The organism is Pseudomonas sp. NPDC087697, assembly GCF_044743155.1.
Lineage (GTDB): Bacteria > Pseudomonadota > Gammaproteobacteria > Pseudomonadales > Pseudomonadaceae > Aquipseudomonas.
The window spans coordinates 13,992-35,794 of record NZ_JBIUVW010000056.1 but is presented as its reverse complement, the minus strand read 5'-3'; the positions used below and the strand labels follow the sequence as shown (position 1 = coordinate 35,794).

Sequence of the window (21,803 nt, the reverse complement as noted above, 5' to 3'; positions counted from 1 at the left end):
GCTGTTGCACTTCGTTTACGGCGTGCTCAAGTCGGGTCAACCCTTTGACCCGAAACTTGCGCTTGCCCGGTGAGGCTCAAGACGGTATCTACAGGGATTGCGTTAACTGTGGGATCCTGTGGATGTCATTCAAAGGAAGATATATGGATGGATGTATTTGAGCTGTTGAACCAATGGCCGTGGGGTGCGGTGGACTGGCTGGTGATCGGGCTGGGCATCAGCCTGGCCTATATCGTTTTCGGCATCGCCGGGTTTGGCACGGCGCTGGTGGCGGGTCCCATCCTGATTCTGTTCATGCCCCTGTCGAGAATCGTGCCGTTGTTGGTGCTGCTGGATTTCGTCGCGGCATTCGGCAATCTGCTGCCGTCGCGGCGGGACGTGGCCAAACCCGAATTGTTGCGGTTGCTGCCATGCATGGCGGTGGGTTGCACGTTGGGGGTGATTTTTCTGCTGAACCTCAAATCCGATCTGTTGCTGCTATTAATGGGGCTGTTTATCAGCGCTTATGCGATTTACAGCCTGTGGGTAAAAGTCCGACCTGCGCAGCTGGCTGCCGGTTGGGCGATCCCGATGGGCACGGTGGGCGGAATGTTCGGGGCGCTGTTCGGCAGTGGTGGCTTTTTATATGCAATCTATCTGAACAGCCGCTTGCCCAAGGATGCGGCCCGGGCGACCCAAAGTGCGCTGATCAGTTGCAGCACGGTGGTGCGTTTGAGCCTGTTTACGCTCGCCGGGGTCTATGCCGAGCTACCCTTGTTGGTATTGGCAGTGTGTTTGTTGCCGGCAATGGCGCTGGGGCTGTGGATCGGTCGACGGTTGACCATGAAAATGTCCCGTGATGCCTTTGTGCGGCTGGTGACCTGGCTGGTGCTGGCCAGTGGCATTGCCTTGATCGGTCGCTATATCAGTACTTGACGGGATTTCGTCAGGGATTAAGCTGCCGGCCGCTCTATCGCCTTCGCGAGCAAGCCCGCTCCCACAGGTGATCTCTGGTGGTCACACAATTATGTATCCACAGGAGATCCAGTGTGGGAGCGGGCTTGCTCGCGAAGGCGTCATCCGGTACGCCGCAGAACATCCATTTGACGCAGTAGGCTGCACCCATGAACTCGCAAAGCATCCTCGTCCCGAAAATCTCCACACTGCCGGTGCACGAACCTCGGGCGCGGGCGATTGTGCGGTGGCTGGTGCGCAAGAACATTATTGAAGAACAACTCACCACCTGCGGTCGTACTGGCAATCGCATGGCCCACGCCATTGCGCCTGGCGCGCGGGCGGTGGTGCTGCATCCCGAAGCGCTGCCGTTTGGTGAGCCGATCAATGGGCTGGAGATCATCACCAAGCGCTGCATCTATACACCGGCCAAAGGGTTTCTCGAAGAGGCCGGTTGTGCCGAATGCCGCAAAGAGATCGGCGAAGCACTGTTCGAAAGCCTGGAAGACTGGATGCCGGGGCGCACCGACAACTTCATCTGCCCGGAATGCGGACATGAAGATGACATCAATGGCTTTCTGTTCCTGCAGGAGTGCGGGTTTTCGAACCTGGGTTTTATCTTCAATAACTGGGCTGAGGCCGGGTTTAAACAGAGCTTCATCGACGAATTCGCCGAATGGCTGGACCTGCCTGTCAGTTGGGTGAAAGTAGAATTGTAGGAGCACAGCTTGCTGGCGATGCAGGCAATTCGGTCTGCCTGTTACACCGCAGTGATGCCATCGCGGGCAAGCCTTGCTCCTACGGGATTTGGGCGTGAAATGCCCCGTCGATCACTCTGCCAATAATAGACAGACTTTTACATTGAGCCTGAGGGGGTGTCTGAGTATAATGGCGCGCTTCCATTTTCCCGCTCGGGAGCCCCCGCGATGCTGCGTATCAGCCAAGAAGCTCTGACCTTCGACGACATTCTTTTAGTGCCCGGTTATTCCGAGGTTCTTCCTAACGAAGTCAGTCTCAAAACCCGCCTTACCCGTGGCATCGAGCTGAATATTCCACTGGTTTCCGCTGCCATGGACACCGTCACTGAAGCCCGTCTGGCAATTGCCATGGCTCAGGAAGGTGGCATCGGCATCATCCACAAGAACATGACCATCGAGCAGCAAGCTGCCGAAGTGCGCAAGGTCAAGAAGTTCGAAGCCGGCGTGGTCAAGGACCCAATCACCATCGAGGCTGATGCCACGGTTCGTGACCTGTTCGAACTGACCCGCATGCACAACATCTCCGGCGTTCCGGTTCTGCATGATGGCGACCTGGTCGGCATCGTCACCTCCCGTGACGTGCGCTTCGAAACCCGTCTGGATGCCACCGTTCGTGAAGTCATGACGCCTAAAGAGCGTTTGGTGACCGTCCGTGAAGGCGCCAACAAGAACGAAGTCCGCGAGCTGCTGCACAAGCACCGTCTGGAAAAAGTCCTGATCGTCGACGGTAAGTTTGCCCTCAAAGGCATGATGACCGTCAAAGACATCGAAAAAGCCAAGGCCTACCCACTGGCCAGCAAGGACGACCAGGGGCGTCTGCGCGTTGGCGCTGCGGTCGGTACCGGTAAAGACACCGGCGATCGCGTCGCGGCACTGGTGGCTGCCGGCGTTGACGTGGTGGTGGTCGACACTGCCCACGGTCACTCCAAAGGCGTGATCGACCGCGTTCGCTGGGTCAAACAGAACTTCCCTGAAGTCCAGGTGATCGGCGGCAACATTGCCACCGGCGCAGCTGCCAAGGCCCTGGCCGAAGCGGGCGCTGACGCAGTCAAGGTCGGTATCGGCCCTGGCTCGATCTGCACCACCCGTATCGTCGCTGGTGTCGGCGTGCCGCAAATCAGCGCCATCGCCAACGTCGCCGCTGCCCTTGAAGGCACTGGCGTTCCGTTGATCGCCGACGGCGGCATCCGTTTCTCCGGTGACCTGTCCAAGGCCATCGTTGCCGGTGCTTCCTGCGTGATGATGGGCTCGATGTTCGCCGGTACTGAAGAAGCGCCGGGCGAGATCGAACTGTTCCAGGGCCGTTCGTACAAGGCTTACCGTGGCATGGGTTCGCTGGGCGCCATGTCCCAGGCGCAAGGCTCTTCCGACCGCTACTTCCAGGACTCCTCCGCGGGTGCCGAGAAGCTGGTTCCGGAAGGCATCGAAGGGCGTGTTCCGTACAAGGGCAGCCTGAGCGCGATCATCCATCAACTGATGGGCGGCCTGCGTTCTTCCATGGGCTACACCGGTAGTGCCGATATCGAAGAAATGCGTACCAAGCCAGAGTTCGTGCGCATCACCGGCGCCGGCATGGCGGAATCTCATGTCCACGACGTGCAGATCACCAAAGAAGCGCCAAACTACCGCGTAGGTTGATGCTTCCAGCAAAAAGTTAAGTAACCGGGGCTGTTTTCAGCCCCGAGTTGTTTCTGAATCACGACTGTTTTTGAATTACTTAGACGAGACTGAATCATGGCCCTCGACATTCACGCTCACCGCATCCTGATCCTCGACTTCGGTTCCCAGTACACCCAGCTGATCGCCCGCCGCGTGCGTGAAATCGGCGTTTACTGCGAGCTGCATCCGTTCGACATGGACGACGAAGCGATTCGCGAATTCGCACCGCGCGGGATCATCCTCGCCGGCGGCCCCGAGTCCGTGCACGAAGCCAACAGCCCACGCGCCCCGCAAGCGGTCTGGGACCTCGGCGTACCGGTCTTCGGTATCTGCTACGGCATGCAGACCATGGCTGAACAGTTGGGCGGCAAGGTTGAAGGTTCCGAGCTGCGTGAGTTCGGTTACGCCCGTGTTGACGTGGTCGGCAAGAGCCGCCTGCTCGATGGCATCGAAGATCACATCGACGCCGACGGCCTGTTCGGCCTCGACGTGTGGATGAGCCACGGTGACAAGGTCACCAAAATGCCAGCGGACTTCCACGTCCTGGCCAGCACCCCGAGCTGCCCGATTGCCGGCATGTTCAGCGACGAGCGCGGCTACTACGGCGTGCAGTTCCACCCGGAAGTGACCCACACCAAGCAGGGCGGTCGCATCCTCTCGCGTTTCATCCTCGACATCTGCGGCTGCGAAGCCCTGTGGACGCCGTCGCACATCGCTGACGACGCCATCGCCAACATCCGCGCTCAGGTCGGCACCGACAACGTCCTGCTCGGCTTGTCCGGCGGTGTGGACTCCTCGGTGGTTGCCGCGCTGTTGCACAAGGCCATTGGCGACCAACTGACCTGCGTCTTCGTCGACAACGGTCTGCTGCGCCTGCACGAAGGCGAGCAAGTGATGGCCATGTTCGCCGAGAATATGGGCGTCAAGGTGATCCGCGCCAACGCCGAAGACCAGTTCCTGAACAACCTGGCCGGCGAGTCGGACCCTGAGAAGAAACGCAAGATCATCGGCCGTACGTTCATTGACGTGTTCGATGCCCAGTCCAACAAACTGGACAACATCAAGTATCTGGCCCAGGGCACCATCTACCCGGACGTGATCGAGTCGGCTGGCGCGAAAAGCGGCAAGGCTCACGTGATCAAGTCGCACCACAACGTGGGTGGCCTGCCGGAAGAAATGAACCTCAAGCTGGTTGAACCGCTGCGCGAGCTGTTCAAGGATGAAGTCCGTCGTCTGGGCCTGGAACTCGGCCTGCCGTACGACATGGTCTACCGTCACCCGTTCCCGGGCCCGGGCCTGGGCGTGCGGATTCTCGGTGAAGTGAAGAAGGAATACGCCGACCTGCTGCGTCGCGCTGACCACATCTTCATCGAAGAACTGCGCAAAGCCGACTGGTATCACAAGGTCAGCCAGGCGTTCGTGGTGTTCCAGCCGGTGAAATCGGTAGGCGTGGTCGGTGACGGCCGTCGTTACGCCTGGGTTGTCGCCCTGCGTGCGGTAGAAACCATCGACTTCATGACCGCACGTTGGGCACACCTGCCTTACGAGCTGCTGGAAACCGTCAGCGGCCGCATCATCAATGAAATCGAAGGCATCTCCCGCGTCACCTACGACGTGTCGAGCAAGCCGCCAGCGACGATTGAGTGGGAGTGATGAGGCGACCCACAAAGCCGGCACCCTCTAGAGTTCAACGTTAGATTCGGAGGGGCGCAGGAGGGTTTTTAGCCAATGCCAGTCAGTTATGCTGACTGGCATTTTTGTTTTTGGGTGGAAAGCGCCGAAGCAAGAGTCGTCGTTTTCAGTGGATGGCAAAGGCTGGCGTAGGTATTAGAGAAACTGTGATCGAATCAAATCCGTATCGAACGGCGTTATCCCTTGATCAGGTGCAAACACCGCCTGTGCCTGCTGCGGCGAAGCCACTCGTTCCCCCCGTGCTCGTACATGTAAATCGAACAGAGTCTCCAAATCAGGCCGTGGTGTATGTACCAAAGCCCGCAGCATCAACGATATTCCACTGAGGTTGTTCCTGACATTGTTCCACCGGGGGAGATGAAGTCAGCCCCAGATCGGCCCAGATCACTCGTCGCTCCTGCAAGTCCATCACAAATGGCAGACAGATCTGTGTGTCGGATGCGATATCGATACGATCGAACACGGATCTCGGCTCGAACACTTCACCCGATGCCGCGTCGGCGCGGGCCATCCAGCCGGCGAAGCATTCTGGAAGATCGCAATACGGCTGCTCGGTGAATGAGTTGATAGACGTGACGACATAGCGGATACCTTTCTCGACGAGGACATCAAGGTCGAGGTCGATGAACTCCGAAGCCCCGTCGGGCGCGTCGACGATGTCGCCGCTGTGGTAGCCACCGAAACTCTTCAGGTTGTAGTACGCGACCGTTTGTGTGAACACGAAGTTGGCGTCGAAAAATGTGGCGGACAAGTCGATATCCGTGCGTTCACGACCGTTCTTCCACCACAGGAACAGGCGAATGAAACGTGTGTCAGGCATGGGCAACCGACTGCCTCGTACCAGCGTGCGTAGCGACTTCGATGAGGCACGCTGCGCCAGCGGAACCCGGTATTCGCGTAATGCTGGATCGATGAAACAGCGGCCTAGCGGCGGCAGTGACGCAAAGCGCTTTACGAGAGCGTCTACGCAGATTCGGGCTGCACGCGCCAACACTTCAGGTGTGAGAGGTCCACGTCGATCCTCAGTGCCGTAGACTTTGGCCAATGCCCCTTTCGGTGTGAAGGCCCGCAAGGGCAGGGGGCGCGGGGCACGTACTTGGGCTAGCACCTGCAGCAGAACAGGTGAGGACACTTGTGTCGCAACAGCCTCGAACGCGTCGAGTACAGAGTCTGCTTCGGTCGCGCGGCGCAGGGTCACGTCCAGTCGTCGTGCGAACTCACCAGGACGGCTTTGTAGTAGGGGCGTAAGCGTGGCGATGTGACGTTGGGCAAGCAATGTTTCGACACGTGAACCAAATGAGGCCGGCGCTTCGTTGCGACGCGCGGCCGTGATGGCGGCTAGAGCTCGTGGGTACTTATCGGCATAGTCGCCTGGATGCAGTGCTTCAGCCAGGCGTTTCCAGCGCTCAGCATGTCGCATCACGTCTTCTGCAGCGTTGGGTATGTGATCGAGCAGGCGCAACAGCAGACGGCGCATCGAGCGCTTCATCGCTGTGAAACGTGTTGAAGCTGTCGTCAGTGACACGTCTCCTCCATTCAGTGCGATCGCCAGTCGTAGCACGTCAGTCGCCGTTTCAACGTTTCGCTCCAGGAATGCGTCCACCCGTGCATCGCCAGTTACATGCAGGATCAGTGCGCCGCCAAGCTGCGCACGGATCTCCCGGAACGGGATGGCCTCAGGCAGCAGACGGAACACATCGCTTTTGTACTCTCGGACAAACCAGACGATATCGGCAGCTTCCTCTTCGGAGAGCGAGGTGCGCGATGAAACCAGCGGCTCGAGCAGTGACTCGAACTCAGAGACGCTTCCCGGTTCGATAACGCGGGATATGAAGTTGCCTTCAAGCAGCGCAGGTCGAGAGTGTTCGCTTGGTGGTAAACGCCGAAGCGTGAGGTAGTGTATGACGGCGTTAAGGTACAATTCCGCCTCTGAAGCCGTCAGAACTTGCTCTGGAAAGTTAGGATAAAACGGCTTGTGGTGAACATGAGCGCCGGTCTGCCGTCGAAGCACTCCGACAACGTCGCGCAGCCAGTGCGTGAGTTCTGCCGCCGACAGCATGCCGATTCGCTCAATCAGGGGCTCGGACAGGACGCATCGGAATGCCGCAACTTCCCGGACAGCCGACGCGACCTGAGCGCGCGTGGCACCACCAGTGCCCATCGGGACGTGAACTCTGGTACGGCGACGCAGGAACAGTTCCTGATTCATCCTTGATTTTCTCCCTTGGCCGCCGTTTCGAGTGAGCTGCAGCATCGTGTCTACAGTCGATGTAAAAACGCCTGCAAGAAGCAGGCGCGGTGTGGAGAGCGGAACCCCTAGGTCATTGGAGGTTTAGAAGGAAGGTGTTCCATAGCCACGAAGGCATTCTACGGAAGGTAGTCCCTGTTTGTCAGGTTGCTGCGCATCCCAACGGTAACAAGCTGCTTCACCAGAAAAATACGGGGCTGATGAGCGACAAGTCGCTCGTCCATCGCCCTGACGAGTGGCGGCGTTATTGGCCAAGTGTACCTTCAGGGTGGGCGACGGCCGTCGTTACGCCTGGGTTGTCGCCCTGCGTGCGGTAGAAACCATCGACTTCATGACTGCGCGTTGGGCACACCTGCCTTACGAGCTGCTGGAAACCGTCAGCGGCCGCATCATCAATGAAATCGAAGGCATCTCCCGCGTCACCTACGACGTGTCGAGCAAGCCGCCAGCGACGATTGAGTGGGAGTGATCCCGCGCAAGCCTTGACGGCTTGATTGCAGGCAACAGAAAAGGCCGTGTGAACAGTGTTCACACGGCCTTTTTACGTTTTAGACGATTCGCTCACGGACGGCGGTCATTCCGTGGGACTCGAGGCGTTGAGTCAAGTCTGCGACGGTGTTAAAGCGCTGGTTGCTGATCCACGGCCAGGACTCTCGCAGGATGTAAACCCCGCGGCCATCCCGGAGGACTTCGGTGCGAACGAGTTTGCCCTTGGTGATGGCACCGCTGGCGCTGGTGGTGGAACTGCTACGGTGAATCAGCATGGCTTTACCGTCGCTGTTGCCGAGGGTGAACATCCCGGCGTCGGGCAGGTGTTTTTCCAGATTTCGCGCAACGATCACGCTTTGCGGCGTCTTGATTTGCAGTAGCAGATCATTTTTAGCAAAGCTCGCCGCCTGACCGGGTCGAGCTTCGTCCGAGACACCCGGATCGGCCTTGATACCGGCGATCTCATCCGGCCTCACATCTTCAATTCGCAGCCCGATGCTGCCTTCGAGTTCACTGACGCCTGCTACGCCTTCATAGGTATTGACGTGGCTGTTACCCATCAGCGCCACCCATCGATGGGCGCCCCGTGCAGCTTGATCCGCGCTGATGACCTTGTGGGCGAAGAAATTCATCATCTTTTGTCGAAAGTTGATGCCCGCCCCCTGGATACCGGTGCTGCGATAGCTGGCCAAGCAATCGATGGCCTGAACGCGGATGCGGTTTTTTTGTGCGGTCCTGACGACTTGTTCAAAGGTGAATTGACCGCCAGGGTCCGTTTCAAAACCCTCATCAAGGTAGTTGAGGTAGCTCTCCAGGCGCTCGGACATCACGCCCGTTCTGTTGAACACGTCCAGATCAGCCTGATGGAAATCTGTCAGCAGGTGTTCCATGTACAGAGTTTTGACCTTCTGCTGGCGCAGCACTTTCATGTTCTCGATCAGAAACTGCTTGCTGCCCACACCGGAATGACTTTCGCCGACGACCAGGCCGGGTGACCGGTTGAGAAGGGTCTTGATGATGTCCTTGGGTTTGGCTGTCGGGATGAACGATGGAATCTCTGGCCGGGATGGCAGTTGCAGGTTTGAATAGAAGGTCACGGTATCGTTGTGCAGCGTTCGGCGCAGTTTTTTGAATGCCTCGAACTCGTTGTCGGGGTTGATGGTATCGACAAAACCGTCCTTCAAGTCCCACTTCATGCCATTTCCCTCGGCCGCCTTTTGCAGCGCCGGCTTCAGTTCCTGCGGAACATCGTAAGGGGTTGGCGGGGCATCGAAGTCGGGGAGTGGAGGCTCGGCCCTGGCAAACAGGTCGGAAAACTTGCCACCGCCGGCCAGGCCGGGACGCGTGATGGGCACCCATTCACCGAGTTCATTCAGACGCACCGGTATGTTGCGGTAAAAGGAGTAGGGATTGACCGGATCGATGAGGGTCCAGGTCTTCAGTTCACTGCTGTAGCGAACCTGGTAAAAACGGTCATCGATGGCGATGTAATTGCCCCCCGTTTCAGGCTGGTAAATACCCTGGAACTTGCCTTCGTCGCTGACGGGGGAGTAACCGTCGAGAACCTCATTGGTTTCAAAGGGGGTCAGCATGTCCGCGTCGGTCGGGCCAGGAGCGATGGTTTCGACGGGAAGGGAGGGTGGGGCGGCCGTTTCAACTTCTGCCCGCAGCTCCTGCTCGGACGTCAGCACCTCTTCAGCTTCTGCGGCCTCTGCAAACTCGGCCGCACCTCTGAGAAATGGCAAGTTGAACAGTACATCCACGCTACCGAGAATGGCGCCAGTGACGGCCGCCTTGCGCTCCGCCGGGGTGGTGCCGTTGATGGCCTGGTCGATGTGAAGCCCGACATTGGCGATGCCGGCGCCGATGACGACCAGCGCTGCGGGCCATGCAAGAGCAGCCATCGGCCCGAAGGTGTGGTTGAAGGCATTGAGGTAGCCGATCCACAGCTTTTTGCGTATCTCACCGTTGGAGTGCAGCAGGAAGTTAGCGTCGCTGAGCATGCGCTCATGGGTGGACTGGTTCAGATGGGTGAACGGGTCACCGGCAATTTTCTCGCCACGGTAATGCAGCAAATGATGGTTCGCGACTTCATCGTCGCCGGGTAAAACGTCATACGCGTGGTTGAGGCCGACATTTTCATACTCCGTGTTCTCCAGAAAATGAACGATCAGGCCAATGCCGGTGAAATTGGCGAGCTTGTGTCCCAGCGACGTGGGCTTTTCCTGAACAATGTCGCGGTCTTCCTGTTTGAAGTGCATCAGCATGCGTTCACGGCCTTCGGCGTCCTTGACCTCATTGGCCAGCCACTCGTGCAGCTCTTTGACCTTGGTGAAGCAGTGAAAACCTCTGGGTTCGCCTGGAACGTAGAGAATGTTCAGGTCACTGTCGTCGGTGATACTGAGGATGTCCGTCGACACGAAGTGATCAATACAAAACTGGCGGATTGATAAGCCGCTGCCTGCTGGCGCTTCGTCCAGCAGCATTTGCCGGGTGAGTGGCCTGCTCACATTTCCGGTGGCCGCCCTGAGCACCATGGTGAAGTGTTCGCAGGTCAGGTATCCCTTCTCGTAGTCTTCAATGGCTTTGGCGATGAACGTGCATTTGGCCAGCGCGCGGAAGTTGGCGCTGTGTTTTTCCCAGAACGTCGCGATGGCTGTTGTGTAACGGTCGCTGAAATTGACGTCCCAGAAGGCTTTCAGCGCATCCCTGGAATGCAGGCGAACTTCGTTGGTTTCATCGTAGTTCTCGCCATCCGCACCGACCGTGTAGAAACCGCTGTCAGTGTCCAGCAGGTCAGCGTTGTCCTGGTCGTGGACGCTGAAACGCTGCATGACCAGTTGCGGGAAGGTCATCGACTCCCGGGGTTTTTCATACACGTGTTGCCAGCCGGTAAAGGTCTTCGAACTGCTTTGAGCGGCACGAAAGCGATGCCAATAGACTTTGTCGGGCTCAATATCGGTGATGTGGTGCTGGATGAGGATGTCTTTGGCGACCTGGTACGCCATGGCGTACATGTCGGGGCAATCGGCAACCAGATCAGGGATCAGTGCCTGGAGTGCCAACGCATCGGCGGCATTGGGCAGGGTTGTGTCTTGAGTATCGTCCATGATGCTCTCCTTGAGAGACGGCTGAGGTCCGCTCACTATCTCAAGGGGCATCGGTTCTATCTGTAAGGCGGCGGGTAGCTGGTGGCGAGCCGCTACTGACAGAAGGAGCAGGACATGGCGAGTGCCAGGGTAGGGCTCAGCGCCGCGCCACGTCCGAAAAATAGAACTTGTCCAGGGTATGCCGCGATTCGGTGTACTCGAACTGGCGGCCGTCCTGCAAAAAGGTCTGGTTGCTGACCACGATCACATGGCTTTGACCGTCGAGGTCCAGATGCTGTTGGTCGTCCTTGCTGCGTGGGACGGCTTCGATGGTTCGTTGCGCATAGCTGATCTGCAATTGCAGCGTCTGTTCGATGAAGGCGTAGATCGAGTGTTCGGCGATCTCGCGATTCAGCCCAGGAATCAGCTCGGCGACGAAGTGGTTGATGTCCAGAATCACCCTTTTGCCATCGATTCGACGCACGCGTTTGATCCGCGTGATCAGGCTGCCTTCTTCGGCTTTCAGGTGTTCGAGCAAGGCGCCTTGCAGGGGAATCTGCTCGAACTCCACCACCTCGGTGCTGACATCGTTGCCCAGCCTTGGGTAGGTTTCCTGAAAACTGACGATGCCGCCGAGCTGGAACTCGATCGGGTTGGTAGACAGCACGAAAGTGCCTTTGCCATGGACTTTCTGGGCGAAGCCGCGTTCCTGAAGCAGTTCGATAGCCTTGCGCACAGTGCCGCGACTGGCCTGGTAGCTGTCCATCAATTCGGTTTCGGAAGGCAGCCTTGCGCCGCGTTCCAGACGTTCGGTCGTGATGCTGGCAAGCAGATCGCTGTAGATCTGGTTGTATTTACTCATGGTAATGGCTGCGTTGTGCACAAGGCAGGAACCTTAGGGAACGCGTGAGGGTTTGTCTATTGCGCTGATGGCGGGGTGGTCGTGGCTGTCGGAAATATGGCCGCTGGTCGGCTGGTCATTAAACAAATTCAAACTCGTCTGTACGAGTTGTTGCATTAACTCGTACAGACGAGTACTTTTCGCTTCGGCATGCTGCCAACAACAAAAAAACACAGTGGATGAAAAAGCATGAGCCACGATTACGCGACTATCGCCAGCGAGCTGCTTCAGAGCCTCGGTGGTACTGACAACCTCGAACAGGCCGCGCATTGCGTCACGCGTCTGCGCCTGGCCCTCAAAGACCCAGGTCTGGTCGACAGCACGACGCTGAACCAGATCGACCTGGTCAAAGGCTCGTTTTTCACCGGCGGCCTGTTTCAGGTGGTTATCGGTCCCGGCGAGGTCGAGAAGGTCTACGCCGCACTGCGCGAGCAGACCGGTCTTGCCGCGTCGACCATCGCCGATGTGAAACAAAAGGGCGCCGACAAGACCAACGCCATGCAGCGGCTGGTGCGGGTGTTCTCCGATGTGTTCATGCCGATTCTTCCGGCGCTGATCATTGCCGGTCTGCTGATGGGCGTGAACAACCTGATCGGCGCCAAAGGCATGTTCATCGAAGGCAAGACCTTGCTTGAGGCCTATCCGATGCTGGACGGGGTCTGGAGCCTGATCAACCTGATGGCCAACACCTCGTTTGTGTTCCTTCCGGCGCTGGTCGGCTGGTCGGCAGCCAAGCGTTTTGGCGGCAGTGAAATCCTGGGCATCGTGCTCGGCCTGATGCTGGTTCACCCGGACCTGCTGAACGCCTGGAACTACGGCAAAGCGGTGGCCGGGCTGGACGGCCAGAGCCTGCCGTACTTCGATATTTTCGGCTGGTTCAAGATCGAGAAGGTCGGCTACCAGGGCCAGATCCTGCCGATCCTGATGGCCGCTTACGTCATGAGCGTCATTGAAAAATGGCTGCGGGCACGAGTGCCGAACGCCATTCAACTGTTGGTGGTGCCGATTACCACCATTGTCGTGACCGGGGTGTTGGCGCTGGCGGTGATCGGCCCGGTGACCCGTCACCTGGGGATTCTGATCACCGAAGGCGTGGTGACGTTGTTCGAGCTGGCACCGATGGTTGGCGGGGCGATTTTCGGTCTGCTCTATGCGCCGCTGGTGATCACCGGCATGCACCACATGTTCCTCGCGGTGGACCTGCAGTTGATCTCGACTCAGGGCGGCACTTTCATCTGGCCGATGATCGTCATGTCCAACCTCGCTCAGGGCAGCGCGGCACTCGGGGTGTTCTACATGACCCGTAGCGCGCGGGATAAAAGCATGGCCTCGACCTCGGCAATTTCCGCCTATTTCGGCATCACCGAACCGGCCATGTTCGGCGTCAACCTGCGCTACAAGTTTCCGTTCTACGCAGCCCTGATCGGCTCGGCGCTGGGCTGCATGTTCCTGTCGCTGAACAAGGTTCAGGCCTCGGCGATCGGTGTCGGTGGCTTGCCCGGATTCATCTCGATCATTCCGCAATACATCCCGATGTTCGTGATCGGGATGGTCATCGCCATGGTCGTGCCGTTCGTTTTGACCTGTGGCTTGAGCATGAAAATCGTCCGGCCTGGGTATCGCGTCGCCTGACAGATCGCCATCGCGGGCAAGCCTTGCTCCTACAACGGCCTCGATCATCTGTAGGAGCAAAGCTTGCTCGCGATGAGGCCCTCAGGATCAGTACAAAACCAATTGAAGGATTTGCGCCATGCAAGACTGGCAGCGTTCGGTGATCTACCAGATCTACCCGAAGAGTTTTCACAGCCACGCCGGCAACGCCACGGGCGATCTGCTCGGGGTGGTGGCCAAGCTCGATTACCTGCAATGGCTGGGTGTCGACTGCCTGTGGATCACCCCGTTCCTGCGCTCGCCACAACGCGACAACGGCTACGACATCAGCGACTACTACGCCATCGACCCGAGCTACGGGACCATGGCCGACTGCGAGTTGCTGATTGCCGAGGCCGGCAAGCGTGGCATCAAGCTGATGCTCGATATCGTGGTCAACCACACCTCCATCGAACACACCTGGTTTCAGCAAGCGCGCAGCAGTCTCGATAACCCGTACCGTGACTTCTACATCTGGCGCGATCAGCCGAACAATTGGGAATCCAAGTTCGGCGGGTCGGCCTGGGAATACGAGGCGCAAACCGGGCAGTACTTTCTGCACCTGTTCGACCACACCCAGGCTGACCTGAACTGGGACAACCCGCAGGTCCGCGCTGAAGTCTTCAAGCTGATGCGCTTCTGGCGTGACAAGGGTGTGGGTGGTTTCCGTCTGGACGTGATCAACCTGATCTCCAAACCGGCGGATTTCCCCGAGGACAACACAGACGGTCGGCGCTTCTACACCGACGGCCCGAACGTGCACGAGTATTTGCAGGAAATGCACCGCGAAGTTTTCGAGGGCCATGACCTGATCAACGTCGGCGAGATGTCTTCCACCAGCCTTGAGCACTGCATCCGCTATTCGCGGCCGGACTCGAAAGAGCTGTCGATGACCTTCAACTTTCATCACCTGAAGGTCGATTACCCAAACATGCAGAAGTGGGTTCGCGCCGACTTCGACTTCCTCGAGCTCAAGCGCATCCTTTCCGACTGGCAGACCGGGATGCAGGCCGGTGGCGGCTGGAATGCGCTGTTCTGGTGTAACCACGATCAGCCGCGAGTGGTGTCGCGGTTTGGCGATGACGGTGAACACCATGTGGTGTCGGCGAAGATGCTCGGCACCGCGCTGCACTTTCTGCAGGGCACACCGTTCATCTATCAGGGTGAAGAGTTGGGCATGACCAATCCGGGCTTCGAGAGCATCGAGCAGTACCGCGATGTCGAGACGCTGAACATCTATCGCCTCAAGCGCGAGGCGGGCGAGTCCGAGGCGTCGAGCATGGCCGCGATCATGCAGAAATCCCGCGACAACAGTCGCACCCCGATGCATTGGAATGAGCAACCGAATGCCGGTTTCAGCAGCTCCGAGCCGTGGATCGGTGTGCCGGCCAACGCCACGCAGATCAACGTCGAAAACCAACTCGACGACACGACTTCGGTGCTGCACCACTATCGCCGGCTGATTGCCTTGCGCCGCAGCGAACCGCTGATTCAGGACGGCGTGTATCGCCAGCTCTTGCCCACGCACCCGCAGGTCTGGGTGTATCTGCGTGAAGGCCAAGGCGAGCGGCTGCTGGTGGTGAATAACTTCTACGGCACGGCGTGTGAAGTCGAATTACCGGAACGGGTGATCACCGACTGCATGTTGCAACGCCTGGTGATCAGCAACTACCCGGATGGCGAGGTACGCAATCGGCAGTTGTTCCTGCGGCCGTACGAGTCGTTCGTTCTGCACCTGACTGACCAATAAGAAACACGTTCCTCCTTTCGTAGGAGCTGCCGAAGGCTGCGATCTTTTCTCTCGGATTCACTTGAGTCTCAAGAGAAAGATCAAAAGATCGCAGGCTTCGCCAGCTCCTACAGGGATTGTTTTGCCCGAAAAAAGACTCAAGACAATAAAAAATAATGGGGTGGCTCTTGAAAACAACAATAAATCGCAGCCTTGCAGCGTCGTGCGTGTGCCTGGTATTGCCGTTCTCGGCCCACGCTCTGGAGTTCGCCGGTTACTTGCGTAGCGGCGTCGGAACCTCGGTCAACGGCGGTTCGCAATCGTGCTTCAAACTGCCCGGCGCGGAGTCGAAGTACCGTCTGGGTAACGAGTGCGAGCAATACGCCGAGCTGGAGTTGCGTCAGGACTTGCTGACCCTCGATGACGGCTCGGTGTTCAGCGTCGACGGCATGGCCTCGCTGTACAACCAGTACGACCGCAACCTGACGTTCCAGGGTGACAACGGCTCGGTACGGATGCCACAGATGTACGCCCAGTGGTCGAACTTGCCGAGCCTCAACGGCGGTTCGTTGTGGGCGGGGCGACGTTACTACAAACGAAACGACATCCACATTTCCGACTTCTATTACTGGAACCAGAGCGCCACCGGCGGCGGTATCGAGGACGTGAAGATCGGCGACCTGAAATACAGCTATGCGTTTTCACGCAAGGACAACCTGTACCAGAAGGACTACGTCACCCGGCAGGATTTCAACGTCGCGGGGTTTCAGACCAACCCGAACGGTGAGCTGGAGTTTGGCCTGAGCTACATCGAAAAACCCGACCGCCGCGACGCGCACGCAGGCTGGGCAATCACCGCCCAGCATGTGCAGAAAGACTTCTTGGGCGGCAAGAACAAACTGGCGCTGCAGTACGGCGAAGGGCCGGGCACCGGGTTGGGTTACACCGGCGATGTTGGCCTCGACGACAGCAACAAAAGCTATCGTCTGGTGGAGTTCTTCGACTGGCAAGTGACACCGCGTTTTGGTGGTCAGGTCGAAGCGGTCTATCAAAAGGACATCCGCCCTGACGGCAACGGTCAGAACTGGATCTCCCTCGGCATTCGTCCGGCGTATGCGATCACCGATCAATTCAAACTGGTGACTGAACTGGGACACGATCAGGTCGAGGCCCCGGGCGGTACGCGCAAGTTGAGCAAATTCACCTTTGCCCCGACCTGGTCGCCAAAGGGCCCGGACTTCTGGGCGCGTCCCGAGGTGCGTTTGTATTACACCTACGCCAGCTGGAACGAAGCGGCCAAGCGTGCGGCCAATGAACTGGCGCAAGGTTCGGCGTTATCCGATACCGGCGCGTTCGGCACGGCACTGCATGGGTCGAACGTCGGATTGCAGGTCGAATACTGGTGGAAATAAGTACGGTAATTAGCTGCAGGCTCAACTCGCCTTCGTAGCAGCTGCCGAAGGCTGCGTTCGGCTGCGAAGCAGTCGTAAAATCAGGCACTACGGTGATTAAGGTAGACCGAGGGTGCAGGATTCACGACTGCTACGCAGCCGAACGCAGGCTGCGCCAGCTGCTACGGAGTGCAGTGCTGCTCAATGTATCTACACAGAACAAAACCGCAGGTGAAGTCATGACCATAACCCAACCATTGCAATTGCTGGCGCCGCTGTCCGGGGTGCTGATGCCGCTTGATCACGTGCCGGATCCGGTGTTCGCCAGCCGGGTGATCGGCGACGGTCTGTGCATCGATCCGACCTCGCAGACCCTGTGCGCACCGTTGGCCGGTGTGGTCAGCAACCTTCAACACAGCGGCCATGCGATCAGCATCACCGATGACAGCGGTGTGCAGGTGTTGCTGCACATTGGCCTGGACACCGTGAACCTGGCAGGCCAGGGGTTCAGCGCATTGGTCGAGCAGGGCCAGCGTGTCGAGGCCGGGCAGCCGTTGATCGAGTTCGATGCCGACTATATCGTCCTGCATGCCCGCAGCCTGTTGACCTTGATGCTGGTGGTCAGTGGCGAGCCCTTCAGTCTGCTGACACCGGACAACGGTCTGGTGGCATGTGCACAACCGGTGTTGCGTCTGAGCCTTGGCGATCCGCGTGTCAGTACTGCGCAGGAGGAGGGCGAGGCGCTGTTTTCCAAACCGGTCAACCTGCCCAACGCCAATGGCCTGCACGCGCGGCCGGCGGCGATCTTTGCACAGGCGGCGAAAGGTTTTGCGGCAAGCATTTGCCTGCACAAGCAGCAGGACAGCGCCAACGCCAAGTCGCTGGTGGCGATCATGGCGTTGCAGACGGTGCACGGCGATGTGCTGCAGGTCAGTGCGGTGGGCGAAGATGCCGAATTGGCAATCAGCACGCTGGCCCAATTATTGGCGGACGGCTGCGGGGAGGCCGTGACGTCGGTTGCGGTCGTAGCGCCGGTGGTTCAGGCGCAGGGGGGCTCGACGAAGCTGTTGCGCGGTGTCTGTGCTTCGGCGGGTTCGGCCTTCGGGTACGTGGTACAGGTTGCCGAGCGTACCCTGGAGATACCTGAGTTTGCTGCTGATCAACGCGTGGAGCGCGAGTCGCTGGAGCATGCGCTGACATTCGCGGCGCAGGCGTTGCAACGCTTGCGTGACAACGCGGCGGGCGAGGCGCAGTCGGACATCTTCAAGGCGCATCAGGAGTTACTGGAAGACCCGAGCCTGCTGGAGCAAACCCAGGCCCTGATCGCTGAGGGCAAGAGCGCGGCGTTTGCCTGGAACAGCGCCACTGAAGCCACCGCTACGCTGTTCAAGACGCTGGGCAGCACGTTGCTCGCCGAGCGTGCGTTGGACCTGATGGATGTCGGCCAGCGTGTGCTCAAGCTGATTCTCGGGGTGCCGGACGGTGTCTGGGAGTTGCCGGATCAAGCGATTCTGATTGCCGAACAACTGACACCGTCCCAGACCGCTGCCCTGGATACCGGCAAAGTGTTGGGTTTCGCTACCGTAGGCGGAGGTGCCACCAGCCATGTGGCGATACTCGCCCGGGCCCTGGGTTTACCGGCCGTGTGTGGTTTGCCGGCGCAGGTGCTGTCGCTGGCCAGTGGCACCCGAGTGCTGCTCGATGCAGACAAGGGTGAGTTGCACCTGGACCCGGCGGTGTCGGCCATCGAGCAGTTGCACGCCAAGCGTCAGCAGCAACGCCAGCGTCATCAACATGAGCTGGAAAACGCTGCAAGGGCCGCGGTCACCCGTGATGGTCATCACTTCGAAGTCACGGCCAACATTGCTTCGCTGGCTGAAGCCGAGCAGGCCATGAGCCTCGGGGCTGAGGGTGTCGGGCTGTTGCGTTCGGAGTTTTTGTATCAGCAGCGCAGCCTGGCGCCGAGTCATGATGAACAGGCCGGCACCTACAGCGCCATCGCCCGTGCACTGGGTCCGCAGCGCAATCTGGTGGTGCGCACGCTGGATGTCGGCGGCGACAAACCCTTGGCCTACGTGCCGATGGACAGCGAGGCCAATCCGTTTCTGGGCATGCGCGGAATTCGCTTGTGCCTGGAGCGTCCGCAGCTGTTGCGCGAGCAGTTTCGGGCGATTCTGAGCAGCGCTGGCCTGGCGCGTCTGCACATCATGTTGCCGATGGTCAGCCAGCTGTCGGAGCTGCGCCTGGCGCGGCAGATGCTCGAAGAAGAGGCGCTGGCGCTCGGGCTCAAGGAGCTGCCGAAACTGGGCATCATGATTGAAGTCCCGGCGGCGGCGCTGATGGCGGACCTGTTTGCGCCCGAGGTGGATTTCTTCTCCATCGGCACCAACGACCTGACCCAATACACCCTGGCCATGGACCGCGATCACCCGCGTCTGGCCAGTCAGGCCGACAGTTTTCACCCTTCGGTGCTGCGCCTGATCGCCAGCACCGTGAAGGCCGCCCATGCCCATGGCAAGTGGGTTGGGGTGTGTGGCGCGCTGGCGTCGGAGACGTTGGCGGTACCGCTGTTGCTGGGGCTGGGGGTGGATGAACTGTCGGTCAGCGTGCCGCTGATTCCGGCGATCAAGGCGGCGATTCGCGAGGTCGAGCTCAGTGATTGCCAGGCCATCGCCCATCAGGTGCTCGGGCTGGAAAGCGCCGAGCAGGTCCGCGAGGCCTTGTTGTTGCAGCAGCAGGCAATGGTCGAAACTTCACAGATGTTGGAGAGCTGAACATGTTCGAGAAAGTGCAACGTGCGTTCTGGAAGGCATTGACCCCGGATCTGCTGGTGGATGAGCCGAAGGTGGTTGCCCAACCTGTCTCGGGCTTGGCAGCGAATGTCGTGGCCGCGCTGGGCGGTGTGGATAACCTCAAATCCCAACAGCGGGTTGCGCTGACGCGGGTGCGGGTGGAGTTGAAGGATGCCGCGCAGTTGGACGCGACGGCCTTGCGCGCAGCGGGTGTGCCGGGGGTGATGGCGTTGGCGGGTGGGGTGGTGCATCTGATCGCAGGGCTGTAAATATCCTCGCATCTTTTTGCTCTGACTCCCGTAGCAGCTGTCGAGCCTGCGAGGCTGCGTTCGGCGGCGCAGCCGTCGTAGTCCGGCTGACGTGGTTTGCCTGAAAGAACGCGGTGACAGGTTTTGCGACGGCTGCGCCGCCGAACGCAGCCTCGCAGCCTCGGCAGCTGCTACGGGTACGGGCGTAGTTATTCATCGCAAGCTTTGCTCCTACGATAGGAATCCCGAGTTGCCCTTACTGTTTCTCAACCGCAGGTGTATCGTATTCGCCTTTTGCGGGCGTCAGGCCCGCGGCTGATACGTGAGGTTGTTGAGTTCATGTCTTTTACCCGTCGACAAATACTGGGTGGTCTGGCCGGTCTGGCAGTGGTGGGCGTCGGGGCCGGTGGTGCATCGCGTTACTGGCTGGGGAAAATGGCTGACGCCAACGCGGGTCACGATTATGAGCTGATCGCCGCGCCGCTGGATGTCGAGCTGGTGCCAGGGCACAAAACCGAGGCCTGGGCCTTTGGTCCGTCGGCGCCGGGGACGGAACTGCGGGTGCGCCAGGGCGAATGGTTGCGGGTGCGGTTCATCAACCACCTGCCGGTGCCCACCACGATTCACTGGCACGGTATTCGTTTGCCGCTGGAGATGGACGGCGTGCCCTACGTCTCCCAACTTCCGGTGCTGCCGGGCGAGTATTTCGACTACAAATTCCGCGTGCCGGACGCTGGCAGCTACTGGTATCACCCGCATGTGAACAGCAGCCAAGAGCTGGGTCGCGGGCTGGTCGGGCCGCTGATCATCGAAGAGCGCGAGCCTACCGGTTTCAAGTATGAAAAGACCTTGAGCCTCAAAAGCTGGCACGTCGATGAAGAGGGCGCCTTCGTGCCGTTCAGCGTTCCTCGCGAAGCCGCCCGTGGTGGGACGGCAGGACGACTATCGACTATCAACGGCGTGCCATTGCCGGTGGTTGAGTTGCCTGCCGGGCAGATCACTCGGGTGCGTTTGCTCAATCTCGACAATACACTGACCTACCGGATCAATATTCCGGGCGTCGAAGCGCAGATCTACGCGCTCGACGGTAACCCGATCGAGCCGCGTCCGCTGGGTAAAGAGTACTGGCTGGGCCCAGGCATGCGCATTTGCCTGGCGATCAAGGCTCCGGCGGCGGGTGAAGAGTTGTCACTGCGCAACGGGCCGGTGCGCATTGGCACGTTGCGCTCGGTGTCCAACAATGAGGCGCCAACCCAGTGGCCACCAGCGCTGCCGGCCAACCCGATTTCCGAGCCGGACCTCGCCAATGCCGAGAAGCTCAACTTCAATTTCGAGTGGGTAGGTTCAGTGTCGGTAAACGTCGACAACGGCAAACCGCCGAGCCTCTGGCAGATCAACGGCAAGGCCTGGGACATCACCGATAAAACCTGCGCCGACCGCCCGATTGCTAAGCTTGCGAAAGGCAAAAGCTACATTTTCGAATTGAAGAACATGACCCAGTACCAGCACCCGGTTCACTTGCACGGCATGAGCTTCAAGGTCATTGCCTCGAACCGCAAAAAGATCATCCCGTACTTCACCGACACCTACCTGCTGGGCAAGAACGAGCGCGCCCAAGTGGCGCTGGTGGCGGATAATCCGGGGGTGTGGATGTTCCACTGCCATGTGATCGACCATATGGAAACCGGCCTGATGGCCGCCATCGAGGTGGCCTGATGCGCCAGATACGCCCCGCGCAGATCATCGACCGTAGCCGCGATCAGGACTTCATGCGTGAAGCCCTGGCCCTGGCCGCGCAAGGTGCCGCCCTCGGCGAAGTGCCGGTGGGCGCGGTGCTGGTGCAGGACGGCGAAATCATCGGTCGTGGCTTCAATTGCCCGATCAGCGGCAGCGACCCCAGTGCCCACGCCGAAATGGTCGCGATCCGCGCTGCGGCGCAGGCCGTGAGCAACTATCGTCTGCCGGGCAGCACGCTGTACGTCACGCTGGAACCGTGCAGCATGTGCGCCGGTTTGATCGTGCATTCGCGGATTGCGCGGGTGGTTTATGGGGCGCTGGAGCCCAAGGCCGGGATCGTGCAAAGCCAGGGGCAGTTCTTCACCCAGGGCTTTCTCAACCACCGGGTGCTGGTCGAAGGCGGGGTATTGGCCGAAGAGTGCGGCGCGGTGTTGAGCGAGTTTTTCAAGGCACGGCGGACCAGCCGTTAGATCGATATCGCGGGCAA

General features: G+C 59.3%; 14 protein-coding genes and 1 pseudogene. 12 read left to right on the top strand and 3 right to left on the bottom strand.

Translation table 11 applies throughout. The annotated features are described in order from the left end of the window. Positions 1-147 precede the first annotated feature (147 nt). The 4 genes from ACIPIN_RS26485 to guaA all read left to right on the top strand — a co-directional run bounded on the left by ACIPIN_RS26485 (position 148) and on the right by guaA (position 5,003). A complete protein-coding gene (locus ACIPIN_RS26485; RefSeq protein WP_401123991.1) occupies positions 148-915 on the top strand; it encodes a sulfite exporter TauE/SafE family protein in 768 nt (255 codons plus the stop codon). Between the two features lie 188 nt (positions 916-1,103). After that, the gene (locus tag ACIPIN_RS26480) at positions 1,104-1,652 is read left to right on the top strand and encodes a sugar ABC transporter ATPase (protein ID WP_145015139.1); all 549 of its coding nucleotides are present in this window, start codon (positions 1,104-1,106) and stop codon (positions 1,650-1,652) included. Between the two features lie 207 nt (positions 1,653-1,859). Continuing rightward, entirely contained in the window at positions 1,860-3,329 is a 1,470-nt protein-coding gene (gene guaB / locus ACIPIN_RS26475; RefSeq protein WP_123425107.1) for an IMP dehydrogenase, read from the top strand. A gap of 96 nt (positions 3,330-3,425) precedes the next feature. Continuing rightward, on the top strand, positions 3,426-5,003 hold the full coding sequence (gene guaA / locus ACIPIN_RS26470; RefSeq protein WP_401123988.1) for a glutamine-hydrolyzing GMP synthase: 1,578 nt from the start codon (positions 3,426-3,428) through the stop codon (positions 5,001-5,003). A 313-nt stretch (positions 5,004-5,316) separates the two neighbouring features. Here the strand turns inward: guaA and ACIPIN_RS26465 are convergent, their stop codons facing one another. After that, a complete protein-coding gene (locus ACIPIN_RS26465) occupies positions 5,317-7,251 on the bottom strand; it encodes a TerD family protein (protein ID WP_401123985.1) in 1,935 nt (644 codons plus the stop codon). 307 nt (positions 7,252-7,558) lie between these two features. Between ACIPIN_RS26465 and ACIPIN_RS26460 the strand changes: the two are divergent. Next, positions 7,559-7,759: pseudogene (locus ACIPIN_RS26460) on the top strand (GMP synthase (glutamine-hydrolyzing)); the annotation flags it as partial. 79 nt (positions 7,760-7,838) lie between these two features. Here the strand turns inward: ACIPIN_RS26460 and ACIPIN_RS26455 are convergent. Beyond that, positions 7,839-10,889: a membrane-targeted effector domain-containing toxin gene (locus ACIPIN_RS26455; RefSeq protein WP_401123983.1), complete on the bottom strand. Its 3,051-nt coding sequence runs from the start codon at positions 10,887-10,889 to the stop codon at positions 7,839-7,841. A gap of 136 nt (positions 10,890-11,025) precedes the next feature. Then, positions 11,026-11,730, bottom strand: a complete 705-nt coding sequence (gene treR / locus ACIPIN_RS26450; protein ID WP_123425293.1) for a trehalose operon repressor — start codon at positions 11,728-11,730, stop codon at positions 11,026-11,028. A 228-nt stretch (positions 11,731-11,958) separates the two neighbouring features. On the opposite strand from treR, the gene treP reads away from it, so the two are divergent. From treP to tadA, 7 genes are all read left to right on the top strand, one after another. Further along, positions 11,959-13,401: a PTS system trehalose-specific EIIBC component gene (gene treP / locus ACIPIN_RS26445; RefSeq protein WP_401123981.1), complete on the top strand. Its 1,443-nt coding sequence runs from the start codon at positions 11,959-11,961 to the stop codon at positions 13,399-13,401. Between the two features lie 118 nt (positions 13,402-13,519). Next, positions 13,520-15,169, top strand: a complete 1,650-nt coding sequence (gene treC / locus ACIPIN_RS26440; RefSeq protein WP_401123979.1) for an alpha,alpha-phosphotrehalase — start codon at positions 13,520-13,522, stop codon at positions 15,167-15,169. 167 nt (positions 15,170-15,336) lie between these two features. Continuing rightward, on the top strand, positions 15,337-16,560 hold the full coding sequence (locus ACIPIN_RS26435) for a maltoporin (RefSeq protein ID WP_401123977.1): 1,224 nt from the start codon (positions 15,337-15,339) through the stop codon (positions 16,558-16,560). 218 nt (positions 16,561-16,778) lie between these two features. Further along, a complete protein-coding gene (gene ptsP, locus ACIPIN_RS26430) occupies positions 16,779-19,313 on the top strand; it encodes a phosphoenolpyruvate--protein phosphotransferase (protein WP_401123975.1) in 2,535 nt (844 codons plus the stop codon). Between the two features lie 2 nt (positions 19,314-19,315). Then, complete coding sequence (locus ACIPIN_RS26425; protein ID WP_401123972.1) at positions 19,316-19,600, top strand: PTS transporter subunit EIIB; 285 nt, start codon at positions 19,316-19,318, stop codon at positions 19,598-19,600. A gap of 318 nt (positions 19,601-19,918) precedes the next feature. After that, positions 19,919-21,295 (top strand): multicopper oxidase family protein, encoded by a 1,377-nt coding sequence (locus ACIPIN_RS26420; RefSeq protein ID WP_401123970.1) that lies wholly within the window; start codon positions 19,919-19,921, stop codon positions 21,293-21,295. Further along, positions 21,295-21,786, top strand: coding sequence for a tRNA adenosine(34) deaminase TadA (gene tadA / locus ACIPIN_RS26415; protein WP_401123968.1), 492 nt, complete (start codon positions 21,295-21,297; stop codon positions 21,784-21,786). The genes ACIPIN_RS26420 and tadA overlap by 1 nt, the downstream gene beginning before the upstream one ends. The last annotated feature ends 17 nt before the right edge of the window (positions 21,787-21,803 follow it).